Source organism: Listeria ivanovii subsp. londoniensis (genome assembly GCF_000763495.1).
GTDB classification, from domain to species: Bacteria; Bacillota; Bacilli; order Lactobacillales; family Listeriaceae; genus Listeria; species Listeria londoniensis.
Genome location: NZ_CP009576.1, coordinates 2,945,095 through 2,967,169 on the forward strand (window position 1 = coordinate 2,945,095; position 22,075 = coordinate 2,967,169).

Genomic DNA, 22,075 nt, shown 5'->3' on the forward strand with positions numbered 1-22,075 from the left:
TTCATATCCTATGTGAAGTATGCAATAATAGTTGTAGCATATTATTTAAAAGAATTGGAAGTGATTTACCATGCAAAAAACTAGAAAAGAGCGTATTCTTGAAGCTTTAAAAAATGAAAAGAAAAAGAAAAAAGGGAAAACATTGAAAACAGGAGCAACTATTGCTGGAGTTACTGCCATTGCAACTTCTATTACTGTTCCTGGAATTGAAGTAATTGTTCAAGCAGATGAGACAGCAACTATAAGCAACTCTGACAAAGCAACTAGTTCATCCACGCCAGCTACTACTTATAGCATACAAAAAACTGCCCTACGCTCAGGCGCAACAGTCCAAAGCTTCATCCAAACTATTCAAGCTTCATCTACAAAAATTGCTGCAGATAATGATTTATATGCTTCTGTCATGATTGCTCAAGCTATTTTAGAGAGCGCATACGGAACAAGTGAACTAGGATCTGCACCAAATTACAATTTATTCGGTATTAAAGGTGCTTACAATGGGCAATCTTATACCAAACAAACATTAGAAGACGATGGGAAAGGAAATTACTATCCTATCACAGCTAAATTCAGAAAATATCCGTCCTATCATCAATCTCTAGAAGACTATGCTAAGGTTATCCGTAATGGACCAAGCTGGAATCCAAATTATTATTCCAAAGTATGGAAAAGTAATACTAATTCTTATAAAGATGCAACAAAAGCTTTAACTGGAACGTATGCCACTGATACAGCTTATGCAACCAAACTAAATAACCTTATCAGCACCTATAATCTGACTCAATATGATAAAGCTGGAAGTTCAGCAGGTGGCTCTAATAGTAGTAATTCTAGTAGCACAACTTATACCGTTGTCAAAGGCGACTCACTTTGGAAAATCGCCAACAAGTATAAGGTTTCTGTCGCTAACTTAAAATCCTGGAACAACCTTAAATCTGACAATATTTATACCGGGCAAAAGTTAAAAGTTAGCGCTTCTTCGTCTTCAAGTAATTCGAATGCTTCTACGCCTAATACAAACAATAATACTTCTAATCCTAACACAAGCACAAGCGCAAAAACTTATACGGTCGTCAAAGGCGACTCACTTTGGAAAATCGCCAACAAGTATAAGGTTTCTGTCGCTAACTTAAAATCCTGGAACAACCTTAAATCTGACAATATTTATACCGGACAAAAGTTGAAAGTTAGCGCTTCTTCGTCTTCAAATAGCACGAATACTTCTAAGCCTAGCACTAACACAAACAACAATAAGAATAGTAATACTTACAAACCCAGCGCAAGCACCAGTGTCAAAACCTACACTGTCGTGAAAGGTGACTCGCTTTGGAAAATTGCCAATAAATATAAGGTCACTGTCGCTAACCTAAAAAGTTGGAACAGCCTTAAATCCGATAACATTAAGATTGGACAAAAATTAAAAGTCAGTGCTCCATCAACTTCAAGTAATACCAACACTTCTAAACCTAGCTCAAACAAACCAAATACGTCCGCGACCAAAACTCACACTGTCAAAAAAGGTGACTCACTTTGGTCAGTATCCAGACAATACAAAACAACTGTCGACAACATCAAATCGTGGAACAAATTGAAGGGTAACACAATTTATGTTGGACAGAAGTTGACGATAAAATAAAAAGAAGGCTATCTCATTTTCCATGAGATAGCCTTTCTGGGTTCCATTTTAAAAATGATGAAAACCCTCTACAGGCATTACAAATACGGTTGCCCCGCCAACTTGAACTTCGATTGGATAAGGAACGTAGGTATCTACAGTAACTCCAAGGGACGCAGATGGAGTCATCATTTGTTCGCGTGCTTTGCAGTTTTCTTTAATGATTGCTAGGGCTTCTTCCACGCGTTCATCTTCTGTCCCAATAATGAATGTGGTATTTCCGGCTTTTAAAAATCCACCCGTTGTAGCTAATTTTGTTGCTCCGAAATTGCCTTTTGTTAGTGCATCAGACAAGCGGTTGCTATCTTGGTCTTGAACAATCGCGAATATCAGTTTCAAAGAAATCAACCCTTCCTAAAAATCTATCTTTTTTTCTATTATAGCAAACAAATCGGATTTTAAAGAGTGATATGCACCAAGGGTTATACGCATATTTCACACTGAATGTTAGTTTAATTTGCTTAAAATATCTGCTAAAATCACATCGGTAATTTCTTCTGGTGTTTTTGTTGCATCTACTCGCATAAAGCGGTCTGGGAACATAGTGATAATTTTTTCATAACCAGCCTGTACTTTTTCGTGGTAAGTGATGTCTTCTTTATCGAGTCGATTGATTTCACGACCTTTATTTGCAGCAATCCTTGCTAAACCAATCTCAGCGGGGACATCTAAGTAATAAGTACGGTCTGGCACGGTATCCTCAATCGCATATAGATTCACTTGCAGAACTTGTTCCATATCCATGTCACGTCCCGCACCTTGATAAGCAAGTGAGCTATCCATGAAACGATCACAAAGCACCGTTTTCCCTGTCTTTAAAGCTGGGCGTATTGTTTCAACGACATGTTGACGGCGAGCTCCCGCAATAAGAAGCACTTCTGTTTTTGGGTCCATTTCTTCATTGCCAATTCCTAAAACAATGTTTCTTACTTTTTCTGAAATTGGGCTGCCACCTGGTTCACGTGTTTTTATGAAATCAATCCCCGCTTCTCCCATTTTTTGGGCAAGCAGTGTGCCAACCGTTGTTTTTCCAGAGCCATCGGGACCCTCTAGTGTAATAAAAATTGCTTTCATTTAGTTATTTCCTTTCTATTTTCGTGTCACTTTATGTTTGATTATAGCATAAGTTAGCGAAAGACACGGATGTAATTTGTTGCTAGTTTTTCGCCGCCTTGATAGTGATGTTTTTGGATTTTTTTAAGTTCGTAAATGTGTTTTTCAGTTAAACGTTCACCGCGAATAATTGTCGGGATTCCTGGTGGATAAAGCGAAATTGTTTCAGCAGATATGAAACCTAGCGAATCATCTAATCGGATAAAATCAGTCGTGCGTATGTGCATTTCTTCATAAGTTAGAGCTAACTCAGTAGCACTAAAATCCGTTTTTTTTCGTGGAGATTCGTTTGCCGCTTTTCTCTCAGGAGAGCGGATTCGACTGATGGGCGAGAAGTCTACCCCTTTTTTTATTAACGGTAAAATGAGTAATAATTGTACTTCATCCGCGAGTTCAGGAAAATAGGAACTTGCTTCAAAGATTTCTTGAAGTTCGTAGCCTGTGTAGCCTGATTTTCGAACAATTATTTTTAATGGATCATCAGGTAAAATAACGTCGAATTTATTTTTAGTCAGCCATTTTATCCACCTAGCACGCATTCTCCAGAAAGCTTCAACATCTACTTCTGAGTAGGTTGCGACATATTTTCTAGCTGCATCAAGTGACGCCATAATAAGATAGGACGGGCTACTTGTTTGGAACACTTGGAGGTAATAATCGAGCTTCTCAAAAATCGGCAAATCATTGACGATGTGCAAATAAGAACCCATTGTTAACGCCGGTAAAGTTTTGTGTGCAGATTGAACCACAATATCAGCACCAAGGTCCACCGCACTTTTTGGAAACTCGGAACTTGTTAAAAAATGGGCTCCGTGCGCTTCGTCGACAAATACTACTGCGCCAAATTGCTGGGCGATTTGAATACATTTTTGCAAATTAAAAATCGTTCCATAATAACTTGGATACGTAAAAATACATAGTTTTACATCTGGATGGTTATGTAAGGTTTCTACTATCAACTCAGGCGTCACACCATTTGCAACCCCAGCCTCCTCGTGGATTTGTGGGCTTAAAAAAATGGGTTCTCCTCCCGCCAGCTCGATTCCATGTAAAATTGATTTATGTGCATCTCTTGGCACTAACACTTTCTCTCCGCGCCTTAAAGTCGTCATAATGACTGCTAAGTTGCCCGCGCTTGTACCATTAACAAGGAAGTGACTTTTTTTCACCCCATAACAATCAGCAAGTAACATTTCTGCTTCTAAAATCACATCTTCCGCATGGTGCAAGTCGTCCATTCCGGTAATTTCTGTTACATCCCATTTTAATAATTTTTGCCATACATCTGGATAGATGGCTCCTCCTTTATGGCCAGGTACGTGAAGTGATACCGGGCAAGACTTGGCATGCGCATCTAACCGTTCCACTAAAGGCATTTTAGATTGATTCCACATGACAAACGCTCCTTTTTAAATTCTCTTTTACCATTATACCATTTTGCTTGATTTATAACACTTTCTTGCGGTTTTAAAGCGTTTTCATTTCAGAAGAGGTATAATAAAATTAGCATCGACGTTTTGACTTTCGAGTAAAGGGAATTTGAGATAATAGGAATATTTTAAAGGAGGTTTTTTGTCAGATGAAGAAGATTCTTAACGGTACAAATCAAGTAGTAGAACAAATGGTGGAAGGTTTAGTTAAATCGCACACAGATATTGTTCATCGTGTTGAAGGAACTCGTGTCATTGCAAGAAATGATAAACGTTCAGGCAAAGTAGGATTAGTAAGCGGTGGAGGTTCTGGTCACGAGCCGGCTCATGCTGGTTATGTTGGTCGTGGAATGCTCTCTGCGGCTGTTTGCGGCGACGTTTTCACTTCCCCAACCCCGGACCAAATATATGAAGGTATCAAAGCCGCAGATCAAGGCGCTGGCGTACTTTTAATTGTAAAAAATTATACTGGTGACGTAATGAACTTCGAAATGGCGGCTGATTTAGCGGATGCCGAGGATATTAAAGTAGAACAAATTGTCGTGGATGATGATATTGCGGTGGAAGATAGCACGTTTACAACTGGACGGCGTGGCGTGGCTGGAACTGTTCTTGTACACAAAATTGTCGGAGCCGCAGCAGAAGCAGGTGCATCCCTTGATGAACTAAAAGCACTCGGTGAAAAAGTGATTTCTGCTATCAAAACGCTTGGTGTCGCATTATCTCCTTGTACGGTGCCTGAGGTCGGACATCCAGGATTTGAGCTTGGAGAAGATGAAATCGAACTAGGAATTGGTATCCACGGCGAACCTGGCTTTACTAGAGAAAAAATTATGCCATCTGCAAGTCTTGCTAAACAACTTTATGATCGAATCGCGACGGAAAGCAAACTCATTTCGGGTGATAAAGTCGTTGTATTAGTCAATGGAATGGGTGCAACTCCACTAATGGAGCAATATGTTTTCGCAAATGATGTTCATGAACTTTTGAAAAACGCAGGTATCAGTGTCGAAAAAACACTCGTTGGAGATTATATGACATCACTTGAAATGGCCGGACTATCTCTAACCATTTTGAAATTAGAAGATGAAAAATGGGTAGATATGCTAAAACTCCCTGTTGAAACGATTGCGTGGTAAAAAGATTTGGAGGAATGAATAATGACCTATAATAAAGATTGGGCGCTTCGTTGGTTAAATGATTTCGGCGAACGTGTACAAGAGAATAAACAGTTATTAAGTGATCTCGACCAAGCGATTGGTGACGGAGACCATGGTATTAATATGGCACGTGGTTTAAGCGAACTTAAAAAAGCTTTTGCCGATAAAGAACCTAGCGACTTGAAAGATGTTTTCAAGACTGCTGGAATGACAATGGTCAGTAAAGTCGGTGGTGCATCGGGACCGCTTTATGGGACAGCCTTTTTGAATATGAGCAAAGCGGTTGATTCAGATACGATTGATTCAGTTGGCTTAACAAAAGTCATTGAGTCTGGGCTAGAAGGTATTGAAAAACGCGGCAAATCGCACGCTGGTGAAAAAACAATGATTGATGTTTGGGAGCCTGTTGTTCATGCGCTTCATCAAGAAGATTTAACCGATGACGTGGTCGATGCTGCCTTACAAAAAACGAAAGACTTAAAAGCGACGAAAGGACGTGCAAGCTACCTTGGTGAACGTTCGATTGGGCACCTTGATCCTGGCGCTTATTCTTCGGCGCTACTATTTCACGCAATGCTTCAAACGGAGGTGAACTGACACGATGGCAAAACCATATGGCGTTGTAATTATTTCCCACTCCAAAGATGTTGCTAAAGGAGTTCACGATATCATTAAAGAAATTGCACCAGATGTTTCGATTACCCATGCAGGAGGAACAGATGATGGTCGAATTGGTACAAGTTTTGACACGGTGAATGAAGCAATCGAACGGAACGAAGCCGATAAAATCTACACTTTTTATGATCTTGGGAGCGCCAAAATGAATATTGAAACAGTAGAAGAAATTAGCGACAAAGAAATTATTCTTTTCAATGCACCGATTCTTGAAGGTGCTTATGCGACTGCTGCTCAAATTCAAATGGACGAAAAACCCGAAGTAATTGCAGCAAATTTGAAGACGATTGAGATTAAATAAGATATACCGGGCAGACGAGCTAAAACTCGTCTGTTTTTCTGGTTATCCATGATATAATGAGCTATAAAATAACGTTAGGAATGGAAACGATGAATATTCTAATAAAAATACGCGAACTAAACAATCTAACCAATAGTGAAAAAGAGCTCGCCGACTATATTTTAGCCAATCCTAAAAAAACATTGCAATTCAAACCCAAAGAACTAGCTACCGCAGCTTTTGTTTCTACGGCAACCATTTATCGTTTAATCAACAAATTAGGGATAAATGGCATCGGTGAATTAAAAATCGAAATCGCCTCTAGCTTGCGAGAAACGACCGCAGAAAAAGAAATTAATTACGATTATCCGATTTTAGAGTCGGATACGCCCTTTCAAATAATGACGAATTTGCGCCAAATTTATAACAGTACGATTGTTGAGACGTTGAATAATGCTGATCCAGAAGAATTAGTAGCTATTGGCGAGAAATTAATGAATGCCAAAGTTATCGATATTTATGCTGCCTCTGCAAATTTATTTTTCGCGAAAAACTTCCAATTTCAAATGCAGGAAATTGGAAGTTTAGTTAATGTTCCAGAAGAGGATTATATTCAAAGACTATCCGCAGCAAATAGCGATGAAAATCATGTGGCGCTTGTTGTTTCTTACGGTGGCAGAAGCGAAACCTTGCAAAAAGTAGTGCAGATTTTATCCGAGAACGATGTCCCAATTATTTTAATTACTTCGATGCAAGACAACCCACTCGTTAAGTTTGCCACCCATAAAATTTATATGGCATCTGCCGAAAATCATTACAACAAAGTTTCTTCCTTTTCAACAAGACAATCTCTTCTTAGCATTTTTGACACGATTTACTCCATTATCTTTAATTATAATTATGAAAAAAATATTCAATATAAAATGACTAATTACCAAAAAATGAATACTGATTTGATATAAATTTTACAAAAAAGTGTTCGATTTCCCCTCTTGTTTGAAAAAAAGCTTTCAATATTTCTTGATTCCGCCCCCTACTCACTTTTGAATGATACAATAAAGAAAAAAAGGAGTTATCACATGACTATCGAAGCGATTATTTTAGACATTGACGGTACACTACTCAGCGATAATAAAGAAATTACTCCCGCAACAAAAAAAGCGCTTATTACCGCACAACAAAATGGGGTTAAATTAATTCTCGCATCTGGAAGACCAACAACAGCAATGCATCTTTACGCAGAGCAATTAGAAATGGAGAAATACCACGGTTTACTCGTTTCATACAATGGCGCCAAAGTGGTTGATTGCCAAACAAATGAAGAACTATTCAGCCAAGCACTGACTGTTACAGAAGGAAAAGCCGTACTTGAGCATATGAAACAATTCGATGTGAAAGTGATGATTGATAAAGACGACTATATGTATGTAAATAATGTATTCGACTGTTTTGTGCCTTATCGCGGCGAAGAAATCAATATTATTGAATATGAATCCCGCAGCGGTAATTTTAAATTATGTGAAAAAGAGGATTTGGCAGCTTTCGTAGATTATCCAATTAGCAAAATATTGACTGCTGGTGACCCTGCATACCTAAAAGAAAATTACCAAGCCATGATGGAGCCTTTCAAAGAGTCCTTCAATTGTGTATTCACCGCAGACTTCTACTTTGAATTTACCGCACAAGGCATTGATAAAGCGAAGGCGTTAGATACTGTTTTAACACCACTGGGAATTAGTGCCGAGAACTTAATTGCTTTTGGAGATGGTCATAATGATATTACGATGGTACGTTATGCCGGAACAGGTGTCGCAATGCAAAATGCTGTGCCTGAGTTAAAAGAAGCAGCGAATACCGTTACTTTGTCTAATAATGAAGATGGGATTGGGCATTTGCTTGATAGTTTGATTCTAAGTTAATAAAAAACAAGCAGGAATCGTGTATATTCCATTTTCTTAAATGGTTTTATACATGATTCCTGTTTTTCTATTTCTGATACTTTTATGTGAAGCTGTAAATCGATTATCCTTCTATAAATAGTTAGCCACGCTATTACATAAATGGTCTATTCAACCGCTCATTCAGTTCATATAATGCCGTTTTATTACTATCCCACTTCAATACCTCCATAGCTTCCTGATACGATAGCCATTTAAACTGAACATGCTCTGAAGATAGCCTTATATCGTGTTGGTATTCAGTCAATTCTGCCGCATAACAATATTCGGGAATTACATATGGCTTATTAAATCCAAAATAAATCCCCGGAATATGCGCTAAAGAATCTAATTTAAACACGATCAACTCAATATCTAAATTTAGCTCTTCCTTGCATTCTCTAACTGCTGTTTTTGCTGGCAATTCTGTATCTTCTCCGCCACCAGAAATAAATTGCCAAACTTTCTCATCCGCTCGCAAAAAAACACCAAATAAATAATGATCTTTTGTTTGAATACATGGGATAACTAGCACTTGAAATGGTTGTCTCATACTTCCTCCTATACCTATGCATCAATTTTTTTGTATTTTAATAAAAACAACTATTTTAACACCTTCATTATACAGAATTCTTTCATTTTCTGGTATGCTTAAGTTAATAAACTAAAGTAGGAGGTAATTTAAATGACACTTTCTTTCACTGATACATACAGACTGAACAATGGAATTGAAATGCCTAGGCACGGTTTTGGGGTATACAAACTAACTGACGAAAAAAGAATGCGCACTGCTCTTGAAACGGCGGCGGATGTTGGATATCGCTTATTTGATACAGCTTCTTTTTATCACAATGAAAAGCAACTGGGAGATTTCTTTCAATCAAGTGGGTTAAAACGCGATGACTTCTTTGTCACTACGAAAATGTGGAATACCGAGCAGGGTTATGATGAGACGCTTCGGGCTTTTGAAAAATCACAAAAAAAATTACAACTTAACCAAATTGATTTATATTTAGTTCACTGGCCAAAACAAGATACTTTTTTTGAGACTTGGCGTGCAGTTGAAAAGCTTTATGATGAAGGGCTTGTTCGGGCAATTGGCGTAAGTAATTTCGAGGCGCACCATTTAGATCGCCTGCGTACGAGCGCTAATGTTCTTCCCGTTGTAGATCAAGTAGAAACTCACCCACACTTCCCCAATCACCTGCTACATCGCTATTTAGAGGAACTTCATATTGTTCACCAAGCGTGGAGTCCACTTGGGCGGGGCGGAGTTTTAGAAGAAGCTACTTTAATTGAACTTGGGCAAAAACACGGCAAATCTCCCGCACAAATTATTTTACGCTGGCATTTGCAAAACAATATTTCGATTATTCCTAAGTCAGAAACTCCTTCAAGAATTAAGGAAAATGCGGATATTTATGATTTTGAGTTAACGGAAGCAGATATGCGCCAAGTTGAACGTTTAAATACTGGCGAACGTTTAAGTCATGCGCCAGATGTGATGTATGTAAGGTCGGAAGAAGTTTAAATCTTTTCCCGCCATTTTTAAATTTTAATAGCAAAAAAATCTACTATTCCAAGTTGCCACGGTCTAGTAGATTTTTATAATTATTTCTTTAATTGTCTTTTCCGAGCTTCTTTAAAGAGATAAAAATAGCGTGCTTCAGCCTTTTTCTCTTCATATTCTAAATTGGGGTCATATTCAAAGCTTTTACGCAACAGAACCTTTTGTTTGTGCCAGTTTTCTTGCGTGACTTCGATTAACTCCATCAAATAAGCATCATAGGACTTGTGTAATTTGCCAATTTTCTTTTCTTTTTTTCGGCCAAACTTATTACTTCTGGATTCCATTTTATCACCTCGGCTTATACTTCTCTTCGCCCTTCCATTGCTTTTGAGAGCGTCACTTCATCAGCGTATTCCAAATCTCCGCCAACTGGAAGACCATGTGCTATTCTAGTTATCTTTATACCAGATGGTTTTAATAGACGCGAAATATACATCGCCGTAGCTTCTCCTTCTACATTAGGGTTCGTCGCTAAAATAACTTCCTCAATCGTGTCATCTTGCAAACGTTTGAGTAAATCTGGAATATTAATATCTTCGGGTCCAATCCCATCCATTGGCGAAATTGTCCCATGAAGCACGTGGTATAAACCATGAAAATCACGCATTTTTTCCATTGCAATCACATCTTTTGATTCTTGGACCACACAAATTATGCTCTGATCCCGCGATGTGTCTCCGCAAATATAACATGGGTCTTTATCAGTAATATGACCGCAGACGGAACAAAAACTCAGGTTTCTTTTTGCATCAACCAATGCTTTGGCAAAGTCTAGCACATCATCTTCTTTCATATCAAGTACATAAAAAGCTAATCTCGCTGCCGATTTGGGTCCGATACCCGGTAATTTCATAAAACTGTCCATTAATTTCGTTATCGGCTCAGGATAATGCATATCTCGTCTTCCTCTCACCTTCAAAGTACACAATGTTTCACGTGAAACATTCTTTTAAAAATAGTTGAGACTCTTGTATTTTAGCCAAGAGTCTCAAACCAAACAATATTACATTCCAGGAAGATTTAATCCTTGTGTGAATTTACCCATTGTTTGTGAAGTTGTATCTTCAATTTGTTTTAATACATCATTTGTAGCTGCAAGTACTAAATCTTGTAGCATTTCGATATCTTCTGGATCTACTACTTCTTCATTTATTACAATATCTGTAATGGCGCGTTTACCAGTAGCTTTTACTGTAACCATCCCGCCACCAGCTGTTCCAGTAAACTCTTGTACTTCTAAATCCGCTTGAGCTTTCGCCATTTCTTTTTGCATTTTTTGCATTTGTTTCATCATACCTTGCATATTTCCCATTCCACGCATGAATAATCTCCTCTTTCTTCTATTGTTTTTTAATCTTTAATTTCAAGCAAATCTTCACCAACTAGTTTTGTTGCTTCTAATACAAATGGATCTTCAGCTGGTTTTCGAGCTTCTGGACTTGCGCCTTCCTCTGCACTTCCATCGCCGCCATGACTATGAAGGAAATTCTCTCTTACATCAGCCCATTGATCTTCTGGGATTCCAATAAAAGTATAATTCACTTTTGTAAGTCGCGCAATACTCGATGTAATAGTTTCTACAAAGTTCGGGTTATCCATCGCCATTTGGCAGTGAATCTCATGCTTAAATTTTAACACAAAAGTGTCTTGAGATGCAGCCACAGGTTCCGCATCATTCAAAAGTGCTGCTTGAGACGCCATTAACATGGATAACAACTCACCCCAACAACCACGAATTAATTGCAAATTCTCTTTCTTAGCCTCACCTAATACATGGTTAATTTTTCCAATCGGCGCTTTAAATTGCTTGCCGTTGTTGATTTGTTTTTTAGCACCGCCACGATTTTGGGCTGGTTTTTCAGTAGGTGTTACTCCCGCCCCGCTTGTAATTTGCTTTTTGAGCGTTTGGAGTTCTTGTTGCATTTGTTCCATTTGGCTTTTCAACTCTGCTACATCGCCGCTAGCTGGTGTTTCGTTTGTTACTACATTTCCAGAAGCTACTGGTCCAGTTTGCGTTAATTGCACCAGCGCTACCTCTACATAAATGCCTGGATGATTCGAAAAACGCATTTGTTGTTGCGCAATGTTTAAAATTTTCACAAACTCATATATTTTCAGTGAGTCAGCTCGTTTCGCTAGCGCTACAAAATCATCATCAACTAAAGCTCGCTCCAAAGTTTCTTCTAAATTAGGAGCTTTTTGGTAAAGTAATACATCTCTGAAAAATACTAATAAATCTTCCACAAGTCGAACCGGATCTTTTCCTTCTGCAAGTAAAGCTGTTAAGGTCGAAATCGCTTCTGCCGCATCACCATCAAAAGCCGCACTAACAAGCTTAGTAAGCAAGCCTTGTGCAACAGAACCGGTAATCTCAAGCGCATCTTCTACGGTAACTTCTTCTGAACCGTAAGAAATCACTTGGTCAAGCAAGCTAAGTGCATCACGCATCCCACCTTCAGCTGCGCGTGCCACAATCATCAGCGCTTTTTCATCATAAGGAATCTTTTCTTCTTTCAAAATGAATTCCAGACGTCCGATAATATCTTGTGTCGTAATCCGTTTGAAATCGAATCGTTGTACACGTGAAATAATTGTCAGTGGAAGCTTATGTGGCTCTGTCGTTGCCAAAATAAAAATGACATGTTTTGGCGGTTCTTCTAGCGTTTTTAGTAGCGCATTAAACGCTCCCGTCGACAACATATGCACTTCATCAATAATATATACTTTATATTTCGCCACAGTCGGCGCATATTTCACTTTTTCCCGGATATCCCGAATCTCTTCAACCCCGTTATTACTGGCAGCATCAATTTCAAGAACATCTGGTATAGAGCCATCCGTTGTTCCTTTACAAATTTCACACTCATTGCAAGGCTCCCCGTCATGACCGTGTTCACAGTTAATCGCCTTCGCAAAAATTTTCGCCGCACTTGTCTTCCCAGTCCCCCGAGGTCCCGAAAACAGATAAGCATGCGAAGTTTTATTCTGTATAATGGCATTTTTAAGCGTTTTCGTCACATGTTCCTGTCCCACAACATCCTGAAACGACTGCGGCCGAAAAACCCGATACAAAGCCTGATACGCCATTTGCCACTCTCCTCACCTGAAACCTTTTTAGTAGTTTTATTATAACGTATTGTTGAAGAAGTTTCAAAACGTTGTTTGTTTTGATTTACTTCTTCAATATAGATCCGAGCAAAGCGAGGATTTAATCCTTCGTGGAAGTTTCAAAACGTTGTTTGTTTTGATTTACTTCTTCAATATAGATCCGAGCAAAGCGAGGATTTAATCCTTCGTGGAAGTTTCAAAACGTTGTTTGTTTTGATTTACTTCTTCAATATAGATCCGAGCAAAGCAAGGATTTAATCCTTCGTGGAAGTTTCAAAACGTTGTTTGTTTTAATCTACTTCTTCAATATAGATCCGAGCAAAGCGAGGATTTAATCCTTCGTGGAAGTTTCAAAACGTTGTTTGTTTTGATTTACTTCTTCAATATAGATCCGAACAAAGCGAGGATTTAATCCTTCCCAAAACTTTCAAAACGTACTTTGCTTTGATTTACTTCTTCAATATAGATCCGAACAAAGCGAGGATTTAATCCTTCCCAAAACTTTCAAAACGTTGTTTGTTTTAATCTACTTCTTCAATATAGATCCGAACAAAGCGAGGATTTAATCCTTCCCAAAACTTTCAAAACGTACTTTGCTTTGATTTACTTCTTCAATATAAATCTGAGCATCGCAATGATTTAATCCTTAAGCCTAACAAAATTACGCTATCCCCAAAAAAAGAACCAGACTCCCAAAAGCCCGATTCTCATTTCTATCTACTCTTCACTTTTCGCCGCTAACTTCTCTTGCTTCTTCTTACTTTCATCAATAACCGAAAGCTCAATTGATTTCAGCAAGTTTTTGACGCGTTTCTTACGGAAAAATCCAAACATAAAACCAACAATAATATTATTCATTTTATTTAATGCTTTCTCTGTTTCAATTAATTCATTATATGTCACTTCACATGTCGTTTCGCTTGTAGATTTTATTGTATAAGTTGTTGTATGTGTATTCACTCGGCTACTTGTTTCAAATTGATAAAGTTCGTAAGGTTTCACTTGAACAATTTTGGTTGTTGCAAGGGCGCCATTAGACATTGTTCTTTGATATTTGTGTCCTTCTAATTTATGCCTTTGAACCGTTTTTCCAGTAGCATTTTTCACATCATAAATCGCTGAGCTGACGATGGTATCAAAACACTCTTTTTGGGATATATACAATTTCTGAGTTACATTCACTTTTCAATCGACTCCTTCTTATTCTTTTCTTTCTTATCTTTGCGCAGTTTTAGCACGATAAAAAGGCAACCAATCAAAACAACCACAAGTCCGGTAACTAAAATAGGTACATTAGCCATCCCATCTTTTCCATAAGAAGGACTAAACATAATAATAATAAGACCAATACTAATTATAAATAGTGCATTAACAATTTTCATTTTCAACCCACACTAACTTGGAAATAGAGTACAGAGCCTATTTCAGTTGCTTTTATTGTTTCTTTGGCGATTTTTGCTGCTTTTTCTTCGTCCTCGATGTTGGTTTCAAAAGTCAGTTTCATACCTTGCTCAGCTATTTTTTTAAAAGTTACACCGTCTTTATCGTATGTTTCTAGTAATTCAGTAATATACTCTCGTTTCATTGGGCAATTAAGAATAATCATTTAAAAAACCTCCTCTTATATAGTTTAACTTTATCTCTTCTGACTTGCAATGAATAAAAATGGTGCAGGAATTCCTACATGATATACTGACTAGGCACAACAGAATGCACCTAGCCAGAAACTTGTTTTTTTCTAAGCTTTCATCTCTTCTTCTGGTACACCAACCCGATTTGCGGTAATAACAAATGGTACCCAAATTAAGAAGGCGACGACCATATTTATGAGTGAAATCACCGGTGCCATCCAGTCTCCTCCAGTTGCTAGGAATGAATTCAAGAGTGGTGGCATTACCCAAACTACAGCAATCTTAACTGGCCCAACCAGTCCAAGAGTTGTTGCAAAGTAAGCAATAGTAACCATTACCATTGGTGCAATAAGGAATGGAATTAGGTAGATCGTATTTAATACAATCGGTAAACCAAACATAATTGGTTCATTGATATTAAATATCCCCGGAGCAAGTGACAATTTGGCCACTGTTCGTGCATCCGCTCGTTTCGAGAACATTAGTAAAGCAATAATCAGTACGAGTGTTCCGCCTGATCCACCCATCCATACGTAAGCATCGAAAGAGCCACGTACCCATTCGAATGGTAATTTAACACCTTCTTGTGCTGCACTAATATTTTGCAGCTGTGCCGTACCCCAAAGTGATTCTAAAACTGGCGCAAGAACGTTTGGTCCATGAATACCGAAGAACCATAGTAATTGAACAAGGAACGTAACTAATAAAACAGCCCCATACCCTTGCGAAAGTGATAACAGTGGCTCTTGAATTGTTTTAGAAATCCACGTAATAACATCCATATTAGTGATTTTGAAGAATGCCCAGTCAATAATACCCACTACATAAAGCGCCACAAGTGCAGGAATAATCGCTGCAAATGCTTTACTTACTGCCGGTGGAACAGTATCTGGCATTTTAATAATAATATTTCTACGCATTAGTTTCGCGTAAATAATAGTTGAAATAAAACCGAAAATCATTGCAGTAAACAAACCTGTCCCATTTACTTGACTAAGGCTAAAGAACCCATAAATCCCAGCAAATTCTTTTGGTAGTGTATTGACATCAAAATTAGCATTAGCAGCGGCAATTGCACCTTTTACTGCATCTAAGCTAACAGTAACAGTTAAGTTCATGACAAAAGCAGCAAGTGATACTAGCCCCCCAGCTAGACGATCCACTTCATACACTTTTGATAAATTGTATCCTAGTGAAAAAGCAAAAATAATCGAAACAATTGCAAGTGTCCCATTATATACGTATCCATTAACTTCGATCAGCGGTTGCATTGCTGTAACAAAGCCTGTCCATCCCCAGTCAGTTGGAAAATCTCTGAAAAAGGCATTTAAAAGTACTGCAATCGAACCAGCCATTGTGATTGGCATTGTTGAAATAAATGCATCACGCAAAGCAACTAAATGTTTTTGCGAACCAATTTTCGCAGCTACTGGTACAAAATACTTTTCTAAAAATGCTGTTAATCCATTCATATTATATCCTCCCATTTTTCCTTTTTATTTATCGCTCATCTCTTGAAACCAAATATAATTTCTATGTATATATCCCCTTTAAGCTAGTCAGCTATATCTGTTCACTTTATTTTTCACAATCCCCATTACGAAAAATAAATCAGATGGAACCTTTGCACACCTCGTGAAATTGTGGGAGTCCTCCTCTCCGCTTCATGATAAGGCTTACATTTAGATTCACCTTATTTTATTGCAATTTCTGTGCCAACTCTCTAAAACATTCCAAGGCTACAAAAATGACTTGCGCATAGCATCTTTGCCCCTCAAAAACAAGGCTTACACACATAACTAAAAAACTGTGTAAGTAAGCGCTAACATTACACAGTTTCAGTAAATTTATACTTAATCATTTTTGTGTTATAATGAGCATAAAGCAAGTAATACGAATAGTTTGAGGTGATATTTATGGCTGTTAAACGCGACATGCCGGAAGAATCTAAAAATAGCAAGGTGGTTAAAAAAGAACATTTTTCAATTGTTTTTCCGGATGATATCAAAGTGCCAAAAAGTGAACAGGAATTGGAAGAAGAAAAAGCAGAAAATAAATCAGCACAGGATGAAACAAATTGATGGATAAAAAATACCCTTTAGACAAAATGAATGAATCATGCTATAATTTTAAAACAGTGAACATTACAAGTTAGACGTAGGAACCATCTGGACAGGTGGTTTCTACGTCTTTTTTGCGTCTACTGATGATAAAAAAGATAGGAGCAAGAAAATGAATCAAGATTTACGCTTACCACAAAACAATAAAGAAGGACTTTTATACGGTGTCATTATTTGTAGCATTACAGCATTTCTAATGACTACGGTAAACACTTACCTACAAATTCGAATAGTAAATACCGATTTACTTATATCAATTCTAAAGTTATTCCCATTATTCTTTATTGTTGCGATGCTATTAGAAAATTTTCTTATTAGTCACTTCTCCAGAAAAATGGTAACTAAATATATGGATGCAAGCGACAGTTTTAATGCTTATATTCTTTTTTCCGTTTTATTTACCGTTTTGGGAATGTCTTTTTGCATGACATTTATTGGTGATTTTATTGGTCACGGGTTTGTTATGGAAGAAGGCCTATTATCCAGATTTTTTAGTGCCTGGCCAAGGAATTTTTATAGTGCTTTTTATTGAGCTAATCATCGCACAACCACTTGCAAGAAATGTCATGTCTATCCTTCATTAAGGATAAAAAGTGCACCCGCTATGGATGCACTTTCGTTATTTAATAGAGAAAATAACCATTTTTTTATCATCATCAATCCGCACATTAACATCCATTCCAAGTTTATCCTTGAATAACGCTGTAATATCTAAATAATCATCATAGCTTCCGATATCACTTTTTTCGTAGCCTTGTAAAATGGTTGGTTTAATGCGAACGATATAATCATCTGTTGAGGTTTCTTCCGGGTTGTAAGTATAAATTTTCTTCCCATTCTTATCGAAAAAATCGTATGTTGCATAGGATTCATCCTTCGTCATATAGACATCTTTCTGCGTCACATAGGCGTTATCGGCAACACTGTAATCCATTAGACCGGAATAATACTTGTTAGTAGATGGTTCATTTATTTCATACTGTTTATAAGCTAGCCTAAATAAATAATCGATATTATAATAACTGTTCACGCGGAAATAAAAATGTTTATCCTCTGATTTCTTGTCTATTCCAATATCTGTTGTACTAATTGGAAACACTTCATATAGTTTACCATCTATTTCGTAGGCGACATCATATTTATCAAATACTTCTTGGCGTTGAAAAAAACCAAACATAATTGCCAAAATGACAAGTATCCCTACCAAAACTGCGACAATTAGCGCTGGCAACCATTTCTTTTTTGTTTTTAGTTGTTGCATTATTTTCATCCTTTGTTATGAATTACGTTACTTATCCTATATTGTACCAGTTTATATACTATTATACATTATTTTTCTGCAATAGATTTCGATTTCACTAAAAAAGACTACTTCGCGCTGAGCAAAATAGTCTTTTAATATATTTAAAATTAGTGTCGCGCACCTCACATCGACATGCAATCACCTGCGTTACCCTGATAGTTAGCTCGGGCCAGGCAACCTCGCGGCACATGAGAAGCACTGATTAATGCTGCTTCCTTCCGGACCTGACATGGTTCACAGGTTCTCATTGCGCAAGACCCAACCTTCAACACCACTTGTCAAGGGCAGACCAAACAATTACGATGCCTCAAGTGAGGAATTCAACCCCGCTAGAGCGGATTGCGGGTTACAGGGCGCCGCTACCTCCCCGTCTAGCACGACAAATTTGCTACCAATAATTAGTTCGCAAAACAAAAAACATTTAGCCTAAACTCTGAAAAGAGCTCAATTACTAGTGTACCTTTTTCATATGAAAAGTGCAAGTAGAAACTCGGGAAATTTTTTAACGTAAGTAAAAACTCATGATCGCGGCAACTATTGTTCCAACTACACAAATACCTACTAATGTTAAGGCAATCCATACTATTTTCTTATTCACGTTCATCTCCCCCTTACTTCACATTTTCGCTTTTCTTTTAGTGATTATATCATGAAATGGAAAATTTAGCTGTTATTTTCAAACTTCTTTTGCCAACTATTTAATTGACTATAGCTAGACATTAGCTGGGTTGATACTTGTTTGAAAATCGAACGTAATTCTGCATACTTTTCTACGTTTTCGCTAGGATGATAAATAGCTTTGATTGGCAGTTTTCTTTGGAGATTTAGGTCTTTTAATATTCCAAGTGAGCGCATTCCAATAATAGCAGCTCCTAAACTTGATCCTTCAATTGTGTGAGGGACGCGAATTTCTCGGTTCAAAATATCAGCTAGCAATCTACACCAATCTTCATGAGCTGAAATCCCGCCCGTTACATAGATAATATCATCAGGTGCTGAAACTGCCTCATACACTTCAGCAAGATTAAAAGCAATTCCTTCCAAAATCGCTCTGACGAAATGGGCTTTGGTGTGATTAATCGTGAGCCCCACGAACCCGCCTCGGATATCATTCGTCCAAAAAGGCGCACGTTCTCCTAGTAAGTACGGTTGGAATAAAAGACCCGCTGCTCCTGGATTCACTTGATCAATACAGGCAATAAAGCTAGCAAAGTCTCGGTTCGCAATTTCACTTTCTGAGCCAAATTGTTCAAGACCCCATTCGACCACTTTTCCACCATTATTTACTGCTCCACCGGCAATAAAATAACCATCTCCCGCACCATAACAAAAAGTGCGACCGCGTGAATCGACTTGAAATTCGGTTGTTAATTTTCTGACAGCACCACTTGTGCCAACAGTAATGGTCACATCACTCTGTCCAGTTGCTTGAATTCCAATATTTGCGAGTGCACCGTCACTACCTCCAATAATAAATGGAACACTTGCTGGAATCCCCATCATTTCCGCATACTCTGCTTTAACTCCACTTAATTGATGCGTTTCCGGAACCACTTTTGGAAAAAAATCTGGTGTTAATTTCACAATTTCCATTGCTTCAAATTCCCAGTCATGTTCCGAAATATTGTAAAGTCCTGTTCCAGATGCCAGCGATTCATCCATCACCCATACCCCAAAAAACCGATACAAAATATAAGATTTAATATCTATAAATTTTTCCGCGCGATTAAATAGCTCGGGTTCTGTTTCTTTCAGCCAGCAGATTTTTGCAAATGGACTCATTGGGTGTATCGGTGTCCCTGTCGCTTCGTAAAGTTGAAAAAGGTAATTATCTCGTTTGACATTTTCAAGCGCCTCACTGCTTCGTCCGTCCGCCCAGGTAATACATTCAGTTAGAAGTTCCCCATTACTTTTGGCTGCGATCAAACTATGCATGGCAGAACTAAAGGCTATTCCGCACAAATCTGCTTTATTTATCTTACTCATCACGTGACGGATGGAGGTAAGTACCGCTTCAAAAATTTCTGTAGGACTTTCTTCTGCCTTACCAGTTTCATCCGTCACTAAATCATAGTGAGACGCTTCTCGGTGGATAACCTCTCCCTGCTCATTAAAAAGAACTGCTTTTGTGCTAGAGGTTCCAATGTCCACGCCCATTATGTAAGAGCTATTCGTCAAAATATTTCACCTCATAACTGCTTTTCTTACCATTATACGTCAAATCGAAAAATTTGGTGGCTGGAGTGCTTCATTTTGGTGAAAAATACAAAACTACATAGAATAGCCAGATATAACCCAAAATAAACAAGCAGAAATCATTGTATAGCATCATTAAAAAATGTTTTATACAAGATTTCTGCTTGCATTTTATTATTGAAATACTTTTATTTTAGCCGCTTTTAGCTTTATTTAACTTGATTTTCGATTGTTGTTGGTGTTAATCCAGAATCATTGATTTGACGAATTTCATATACTTTTCCTTCATCATTAAATTCAAAAAACTCTACCGCACCATAACTAAATTTTTTCCCTGTTTTACTTGCGCTATCTCCATTTGGGAAAGTAATATCTCCTGTTAAAGTTCCAGATATGCTAAAGCGACTTATTGCTACGTTATCATCCGCATAAATTTCATGGTCTTCTACTTTAGCATCATTTGAAAAGTCAACAATTGCACGAATAGTAGCAATAAAATTATCCGCTCCTTCAATCACTGCTCCATTTTTATGAAAAATAATGTCTGGTGTAATTAATTCATACTGTTTATCAAAGTCTCTATTATTAAGATTCGTATGGAAAAGATGTGGAATCATTCTTTTCTCTTCAATTGTCATTGGATTTCCCATTTATATCGCCCCTTTTTTTATATGAAAAGCTTTTCCTACTTAATTATATCAAAAAAATGTTTTCATAATGTGTAGAGCTGATGAACATTAATAAAAAAAGCCTCTATATTATGTATATTTACCACAGAAAAGCTTATTTTTGCATAATTAGCAAAAAAGCAGCGGAGAAATCAATATAACTGATTTTTTTCTGCTGCTTTTTGTCAGAACTTAATTTATCGTGCTAAATGGCTTATGTTTTTTTGCTATGAAGATAGTTTAGTTATTTTTTGCGTTTTCTTAAAAGTACTATTGCTATAAGAATGACTATTGCACCAATGACAACAAAAATCCATTCAACGCCTTGGTCACCGGTGCTTGGAAGTTCTGATTTAGACGCTGCTTCTTTCTTAGGTTCCTCTGAGGTAGCTGTAGTAACACTTTTTACAGAATTATTGTTTTCGATTTTTTTCACTTTTTTAGGGACTTGAACAGCTTCTTCATTTTCTTTTTTCGCTGGGACAGTGTAAGTTACTTCTTCACTAAAGTTTCCTGCTTCATCAAATGCATAAGTAGTAATTTCCTTTGGCGTGGTTGCCCAAGAAGCATAGAAGTTCCCATCTTTATCCGCATCAACACGCCCTTCTCCAAAGGTTTCATCTTCTGGAGAGCTCATATAAACACTGGCAAAAGGTTTGGTTTTTCCTGAGAAAATTTTCGTTTCTAAGTCAAAATTCAAATTAGTAACTGATAAAGTTGCAACAGATGCTTTTACCAAGTAATTTAACTTAACCGCAGTTGTTTCACCCTCTTTTGTATCACCAAGTAATGTCACATCTTGTAAGCCAACATCTGCTGTTGTTAGCGATATATCCTCAGCCAAACGATAATTGGACAATTCCGTTCCTGTATATTCACTTAAAGTTTCGGTGAAATCAGCTAGTTTGATAGCGTTATTTTGTTCATACGTATAAACTTCCGTTGAGTCCGTAATGTCTATCGTTGTTTCGGGTGTTGCCGATTCTTTCGCTGGTTCCGTTGTTTTTGAATCAACTTCTGGAACTGTATTTTCAGTGGAATGAGTTGTTTTTTCCTCAGTATTAGGTTGATTATTACCATTTTCATTCGTTTCAGCGCTTGCTGCCAATGAAAATGGGGTGATTAGACAAGTTAATAAAACGACGAATACTAGTCCGCGGAATTTTTTCATCATAAATTCCCCTTTCTTTTTTCTTGTCTTAATCATAA

The 22,075-nt window shown here is 37.6% G+C and carries 25 protein-coding genes and 1 other RNA gene; 9 read left to right on the forward strand and 17 right to left on the reverse strand.

What is annotated here, in order from left to right; all coding sequences use genetic code 11:
• Positions 1-70: 70 nt before the first annotated feature.
• Positions 71-1,636, forward strand: a complete 1,566-nt coding sequence (locus tag JL53_RS14585; RefSeq protein ID WP_038408003.1) for a 1,4-beta-N-acetylmuramoylhydrolase — start codon at positions 71-73, stop codon at positions 1,634-1,636.
• 48 nt (positions 1,637-1,684) lie between these two features.
• On the opposite strand, the gene JL53_RS14590 is transcribed toward JL53_RS14585, so the two are convergent.
• The 3 genes from JL53_RS14590 to JL53_RS14600 form a co-directional block, all read right to left on the reverse strand.
• Positions 1,685-2,014 (reverse strand): cyclic di-AMP receptor DarA, encoded by a 330-nt coding sequence (locus JL53_RS14590; protein WP_003721005.1) that lies wholly within the window; start codon positions 2,012-2,014, stop codon positions 1,685-1,687.
• A 108-nt stretch (positions 2,015-2,122) separates the two neighbouring features.
• Complete coding sequence (tmk, locus tag JL53_RS14595) at positions 2,123-2,749, reverse strand: dTMP kinase (RefSeq protein ID WP_038408004.1); 627 nt, start codon at positions 2,747-2,749, stop codon at positions 2,123-2,125.
• A gap of 53 nt (positions 2,750-2,802) precedes the next feature.
• On the reverse strand, positions 2,803-4,182 hold the full coding sequence (locus tag JL53_RS14600; protein ID WP_038408005.1) for an aminotransferase class I/II-fold pyridoxal phosphate-dependent enzyme: 1,380 nt from the start codon (positions 4,180-4,182) through the stop codon (positions 2,803-2,805).
• A 185-nt stretch (positions 4,183-4,367) separates the two neighbouring features.
• Here JL53_RS14600 and dhaK point away from each other — a divergent pair, with 185 nt between their 5' ends.
• From dhaK to JL53_RS14625, 5 genes are all read left to right on the forward strand, one after another.
• Positions 4,368-5,357, forward strand: a complete 990-nt coding sequence (dhaK, locus tag JL53_RS14605; RefSeq protein WP_003721009.1) for a dihydroxyacetone kinase subunit DhaK — start codon at positions 4,368-4,370, stop codon at positions 5,355-5,357.
• Positions 5,358-5,378: 21 nt separating this feature from the next.
• Positions 5,379-5,975: a dihydroxyacetone kinase subunit DhaL gene (dhaL, locus tag JL53_RS14610; protein ID WP_003721010.1), complete on the forward strand. Its 597-nt coding sequence runs from the start codon at positions 5,379-5,381 to the stop codon at positions 5,973-5,975.
• A 4-nt stretch (positions 5,976-5,979) separates the two neighbouring features.
• Positions 5,980-6,354, forward strand: coding sequence for a dihydroxyacetone kinase phosphoryl donor subunit DhaM1 (gene dhaM1 / locus JL53_RS14615; RefSeq protein WP_003721011.1), 375 nt, complete (start codon positions 5,980-5,982; stop codon positions 6,352-6,354).
• 89 nt (positions 6,355-6,443) lie between these two features.
• Positions 6,444-7,295: a MurR/RpiR family transcriptional regulator gene (locus JL53_RS14620; protein WP_038408006.1), complete on the forward strand. Its 852-nt coding sequence runs from the start codon at positions 6,444-6,446 to the stop codon at positions 7,293-7,295.
• A gap of 117 nt (positions 7,296-7,412) precedes the next feature.
• Positions 7,413-8,252 carry a Cof-type HAD-IIB family hydrolase gene (locus tag JL53_RS14625; RefSeq protein ID WP_038408007.1) on the forward strand — a complete coding sequence of 280 codons (840 nt, stop codon included), beginning with the start codon at positions 7,413-7,415 and terminating at the stop codon, positions 8,250-8,252.
• Positions 8,253-8,385: 133 nt separating this feature from the next.
• On the opposite strand, the gene JL53_RS14630 is transcribed toward JL53_RS14625, so the two are convergent.
• Positions 8,386-8,823 (reverse strand): NUDIX hydrolase, encoded by a 438-nt coding sequence (locus JL53_RS14630; RefSeq protein WP_003721015.1) that lies wholly within the window; start codon positions 8,821-8,823, stop codon positions 8,386-8,388.
• A gap of 132 nt (positions 8,824-8,955) precedes the next feature.
• On the opposite strand from JL53_RS14630, the gene JL53_RS14635 reads away from it, so the two are divergent.
• The gene (locus JL53_RS14635; RefSeq protein WP_038408008.1) at positions 8,956-9,801 is read left to right on the forward strand and encodes an aldo/keto reductase; all 846 of its coding nucleotides are present in this window, start codon (positions 8,956-8,958) and stop codon (positions 9,799-9,801) included.
• 80 nt (positions 9,802-9,881) lie between these two features.
• Here JL53_RS14635 and JL53_RS14640 read toward each other — a convergent pair whose 3' ends face one another.
• The 8 genes from JL53_RS14640 to JL53_RS14675 form a co-directional block, all read right to left on the reverse strand.
• Positions 9,882-10,124, reverse strand: coding sequence for a YaaL family protein (locus JL53_RS14640; protein ID WP_003754045.1), 243 nt, complete (start codon positions 10,122-10,124; stop codon positions 9,882-9,884).
• 14 nt (positions 10,125-10,138) lie between these two features.
• Positions 10,139-10,735, reverse strand: coding sequence for a recombination mediator RecR (gene recR / locus JL53_RS14645; protein ID WP_038408010.1), 597 nt, complete (start codon positions 10,733-10,735; stop codon positions 10,139-10,141).
• Positions 10,736-10,843: 108 nt separating this feature from the next.
• A complete protein-coding gene (locus JL53_RS14650) occupies positions 10,844-11,161 on the reverse strand; it encodes a YbaB/EbfC family nucleoid-associated protein (protein WP_003721024.1) in 318 nt (105 codons plus the stop codon).
• Between the two features lie 29 nt (positions 11,162-11,190).
• Positions 11,191-12,927, reverse strand: coding sequence for a DNA polymerase III subunit gamma/tau (gene dnaX, locus JL53_RS14655; RefSeq protein ID WP_038408011.1), 1,737 nt, complete (start codon positions 12,925-12,927; stop codon positions 11,191-11,193).
• 738 nt (positions 12,928-13,665) lie between these two features.
• Positions 13,666-14,130, reverse strand: a complete 465-nt coding sequence (locus JL53_RS14660) for a DUF3284 domain-containing protein (protein WP_038408012.1) — start codon at positions 14,128-14,130, stop codon at positions 13,666-13,668.
• Positions 14,127-14,330: a DUF3188 domain-containing protein gene (locus JL53_RS14665; RefSeq protein WP_038408013.1), complete on the reverse strand. Its 204-nt coding sequence runs from the start codon at positions 14,328-14,330 to the stop codon at positions 14,127-14,129. Before JL53_RS14665 ends, JL53_RS14660 begins: the two co-directional genes overlap by 4 nt.
• Before the next feature lie 2 nt (positions 14,331-14,332).
• Positions 14,333-14,554, reverse strand: a complete 222-nt coding sequence (locus JL53_RS14670; protein WP_038408014.1) for a hypothetical protein — start codon at positions 14,552-14,554, stop codon at positions 14,333-14,335.
• A gap of 132 nt (positions 14,555-14,686) precedes the next feature.
• Positions 14,687-16,051: a PTS sugar transporter subunit IIC gene (locus JL53_RS14675; protein ID WP_038408015.1), complete on the reverse strand. Its 1,365-nt coding sequence runs from the start codon at positions 16,049-16,051 to the stop codon at positions 14,687-14,689.
• 444 nt (positions 16,052-16,495) lie between these two features.
• Here JL53_RS14675 and JL53_RS15740 point away from each other — a divergent pair, with 444 nt between their 5' ends.
• Both JL53_RS15740 and JL53_RS14680 read left to right on the forward strand, forming a co-directional pair.
• Complete coding sequence (locus JL53_RS15740; RefSeq protein ID WP_003721032.1) at positions 16,496-16,660, forward strand: hypothetical protein; 165 nt, start codon at positions 16,496-16,498, stop codon at positions 16,658-16,660.
• A 151-nt stretch (positions 16,661-16,811) separates the two neighbouring features.
• Positions 16,812-17,231 carry a DUF2798 domain-containing protein gene (locus JL53_RS14680; RefSeq protein ID WP_197720723.1) on the forward strand — a complete coding sequence of 140 codons (420 nt, stop codon included), beginning with the start codon at positions 16,812-16,814 and terminating at the stop codon, positions 17,229-17,231.
• An 87-nt stretch (positions 17,232-17,318) separates the two neighbouring features.
• On the opposite strand, the gene JL53_RS14685 is transcribed toward JL53_RS14680, so the two are convergent.
• The 5 genes from JL53_RS14685 to JL53_RS14705 form a co-directional block, all read right to left on the reverse strand.
• Positions 17,319-17,960 (reverse strand): hypothetical protein, encoded by a 642-nt coding sequence (locus tag JL53_RS14685; RefSeq protein WP_038408016.1) that lies wholly within the window; start codon positions 17,958-17,960, stop codon positions 17,319-17,321.
• A 155-nt stretch (positions 17,961-18,115) separates the two neighbouring features.
• An RNA gene (gene ffs, locus JL53_RS15470) (signal recognition particle sRNA large type) lies at positions 18,116-18,382 on the reverse strand.
• 283 nt (positions 18,383-18,665) lie between these two features.
• Positions 18,666-20,180 carry a gluconokinase gene (locus JL53_RS14695; RefSeq protein ID WP_038408018.1) on the reverse strand — a complete coding sequence of 505 codons (1,515 nt, stop codon included), beginning with the start codon at positions 20,178-20,180 and terminating at the stop codon, positions 18,666-18,668.
• 227 nt (positions 20,181-20,407) lie between these two features.
• Positions 20,408-20,848, reverse strand: a complete 441-nt coding sequence (locus JL53_RS14700; RefSeq protein ID WP_038408019.1) for an ester cyclase — start codon at positions 20,846-20,848, stop codon at positions 20,408-20,410.
• Between the two features lie 262 nt (positions 20,849-21,110).
• Positions 21,111-22,037: an LPXTG cell wall anchor domain-containing protein gene (locus JL53_RS14705; RefSeq protein WP_038408020.1), complete on the reverse strand. Its 927-nt coding sequence runs from the start codon at positions 22,035-22,037 to the stop codon at positions 21,111-21,113.
• Positions 22,038-22,075 lie beyond the last annotated feature (38 nt).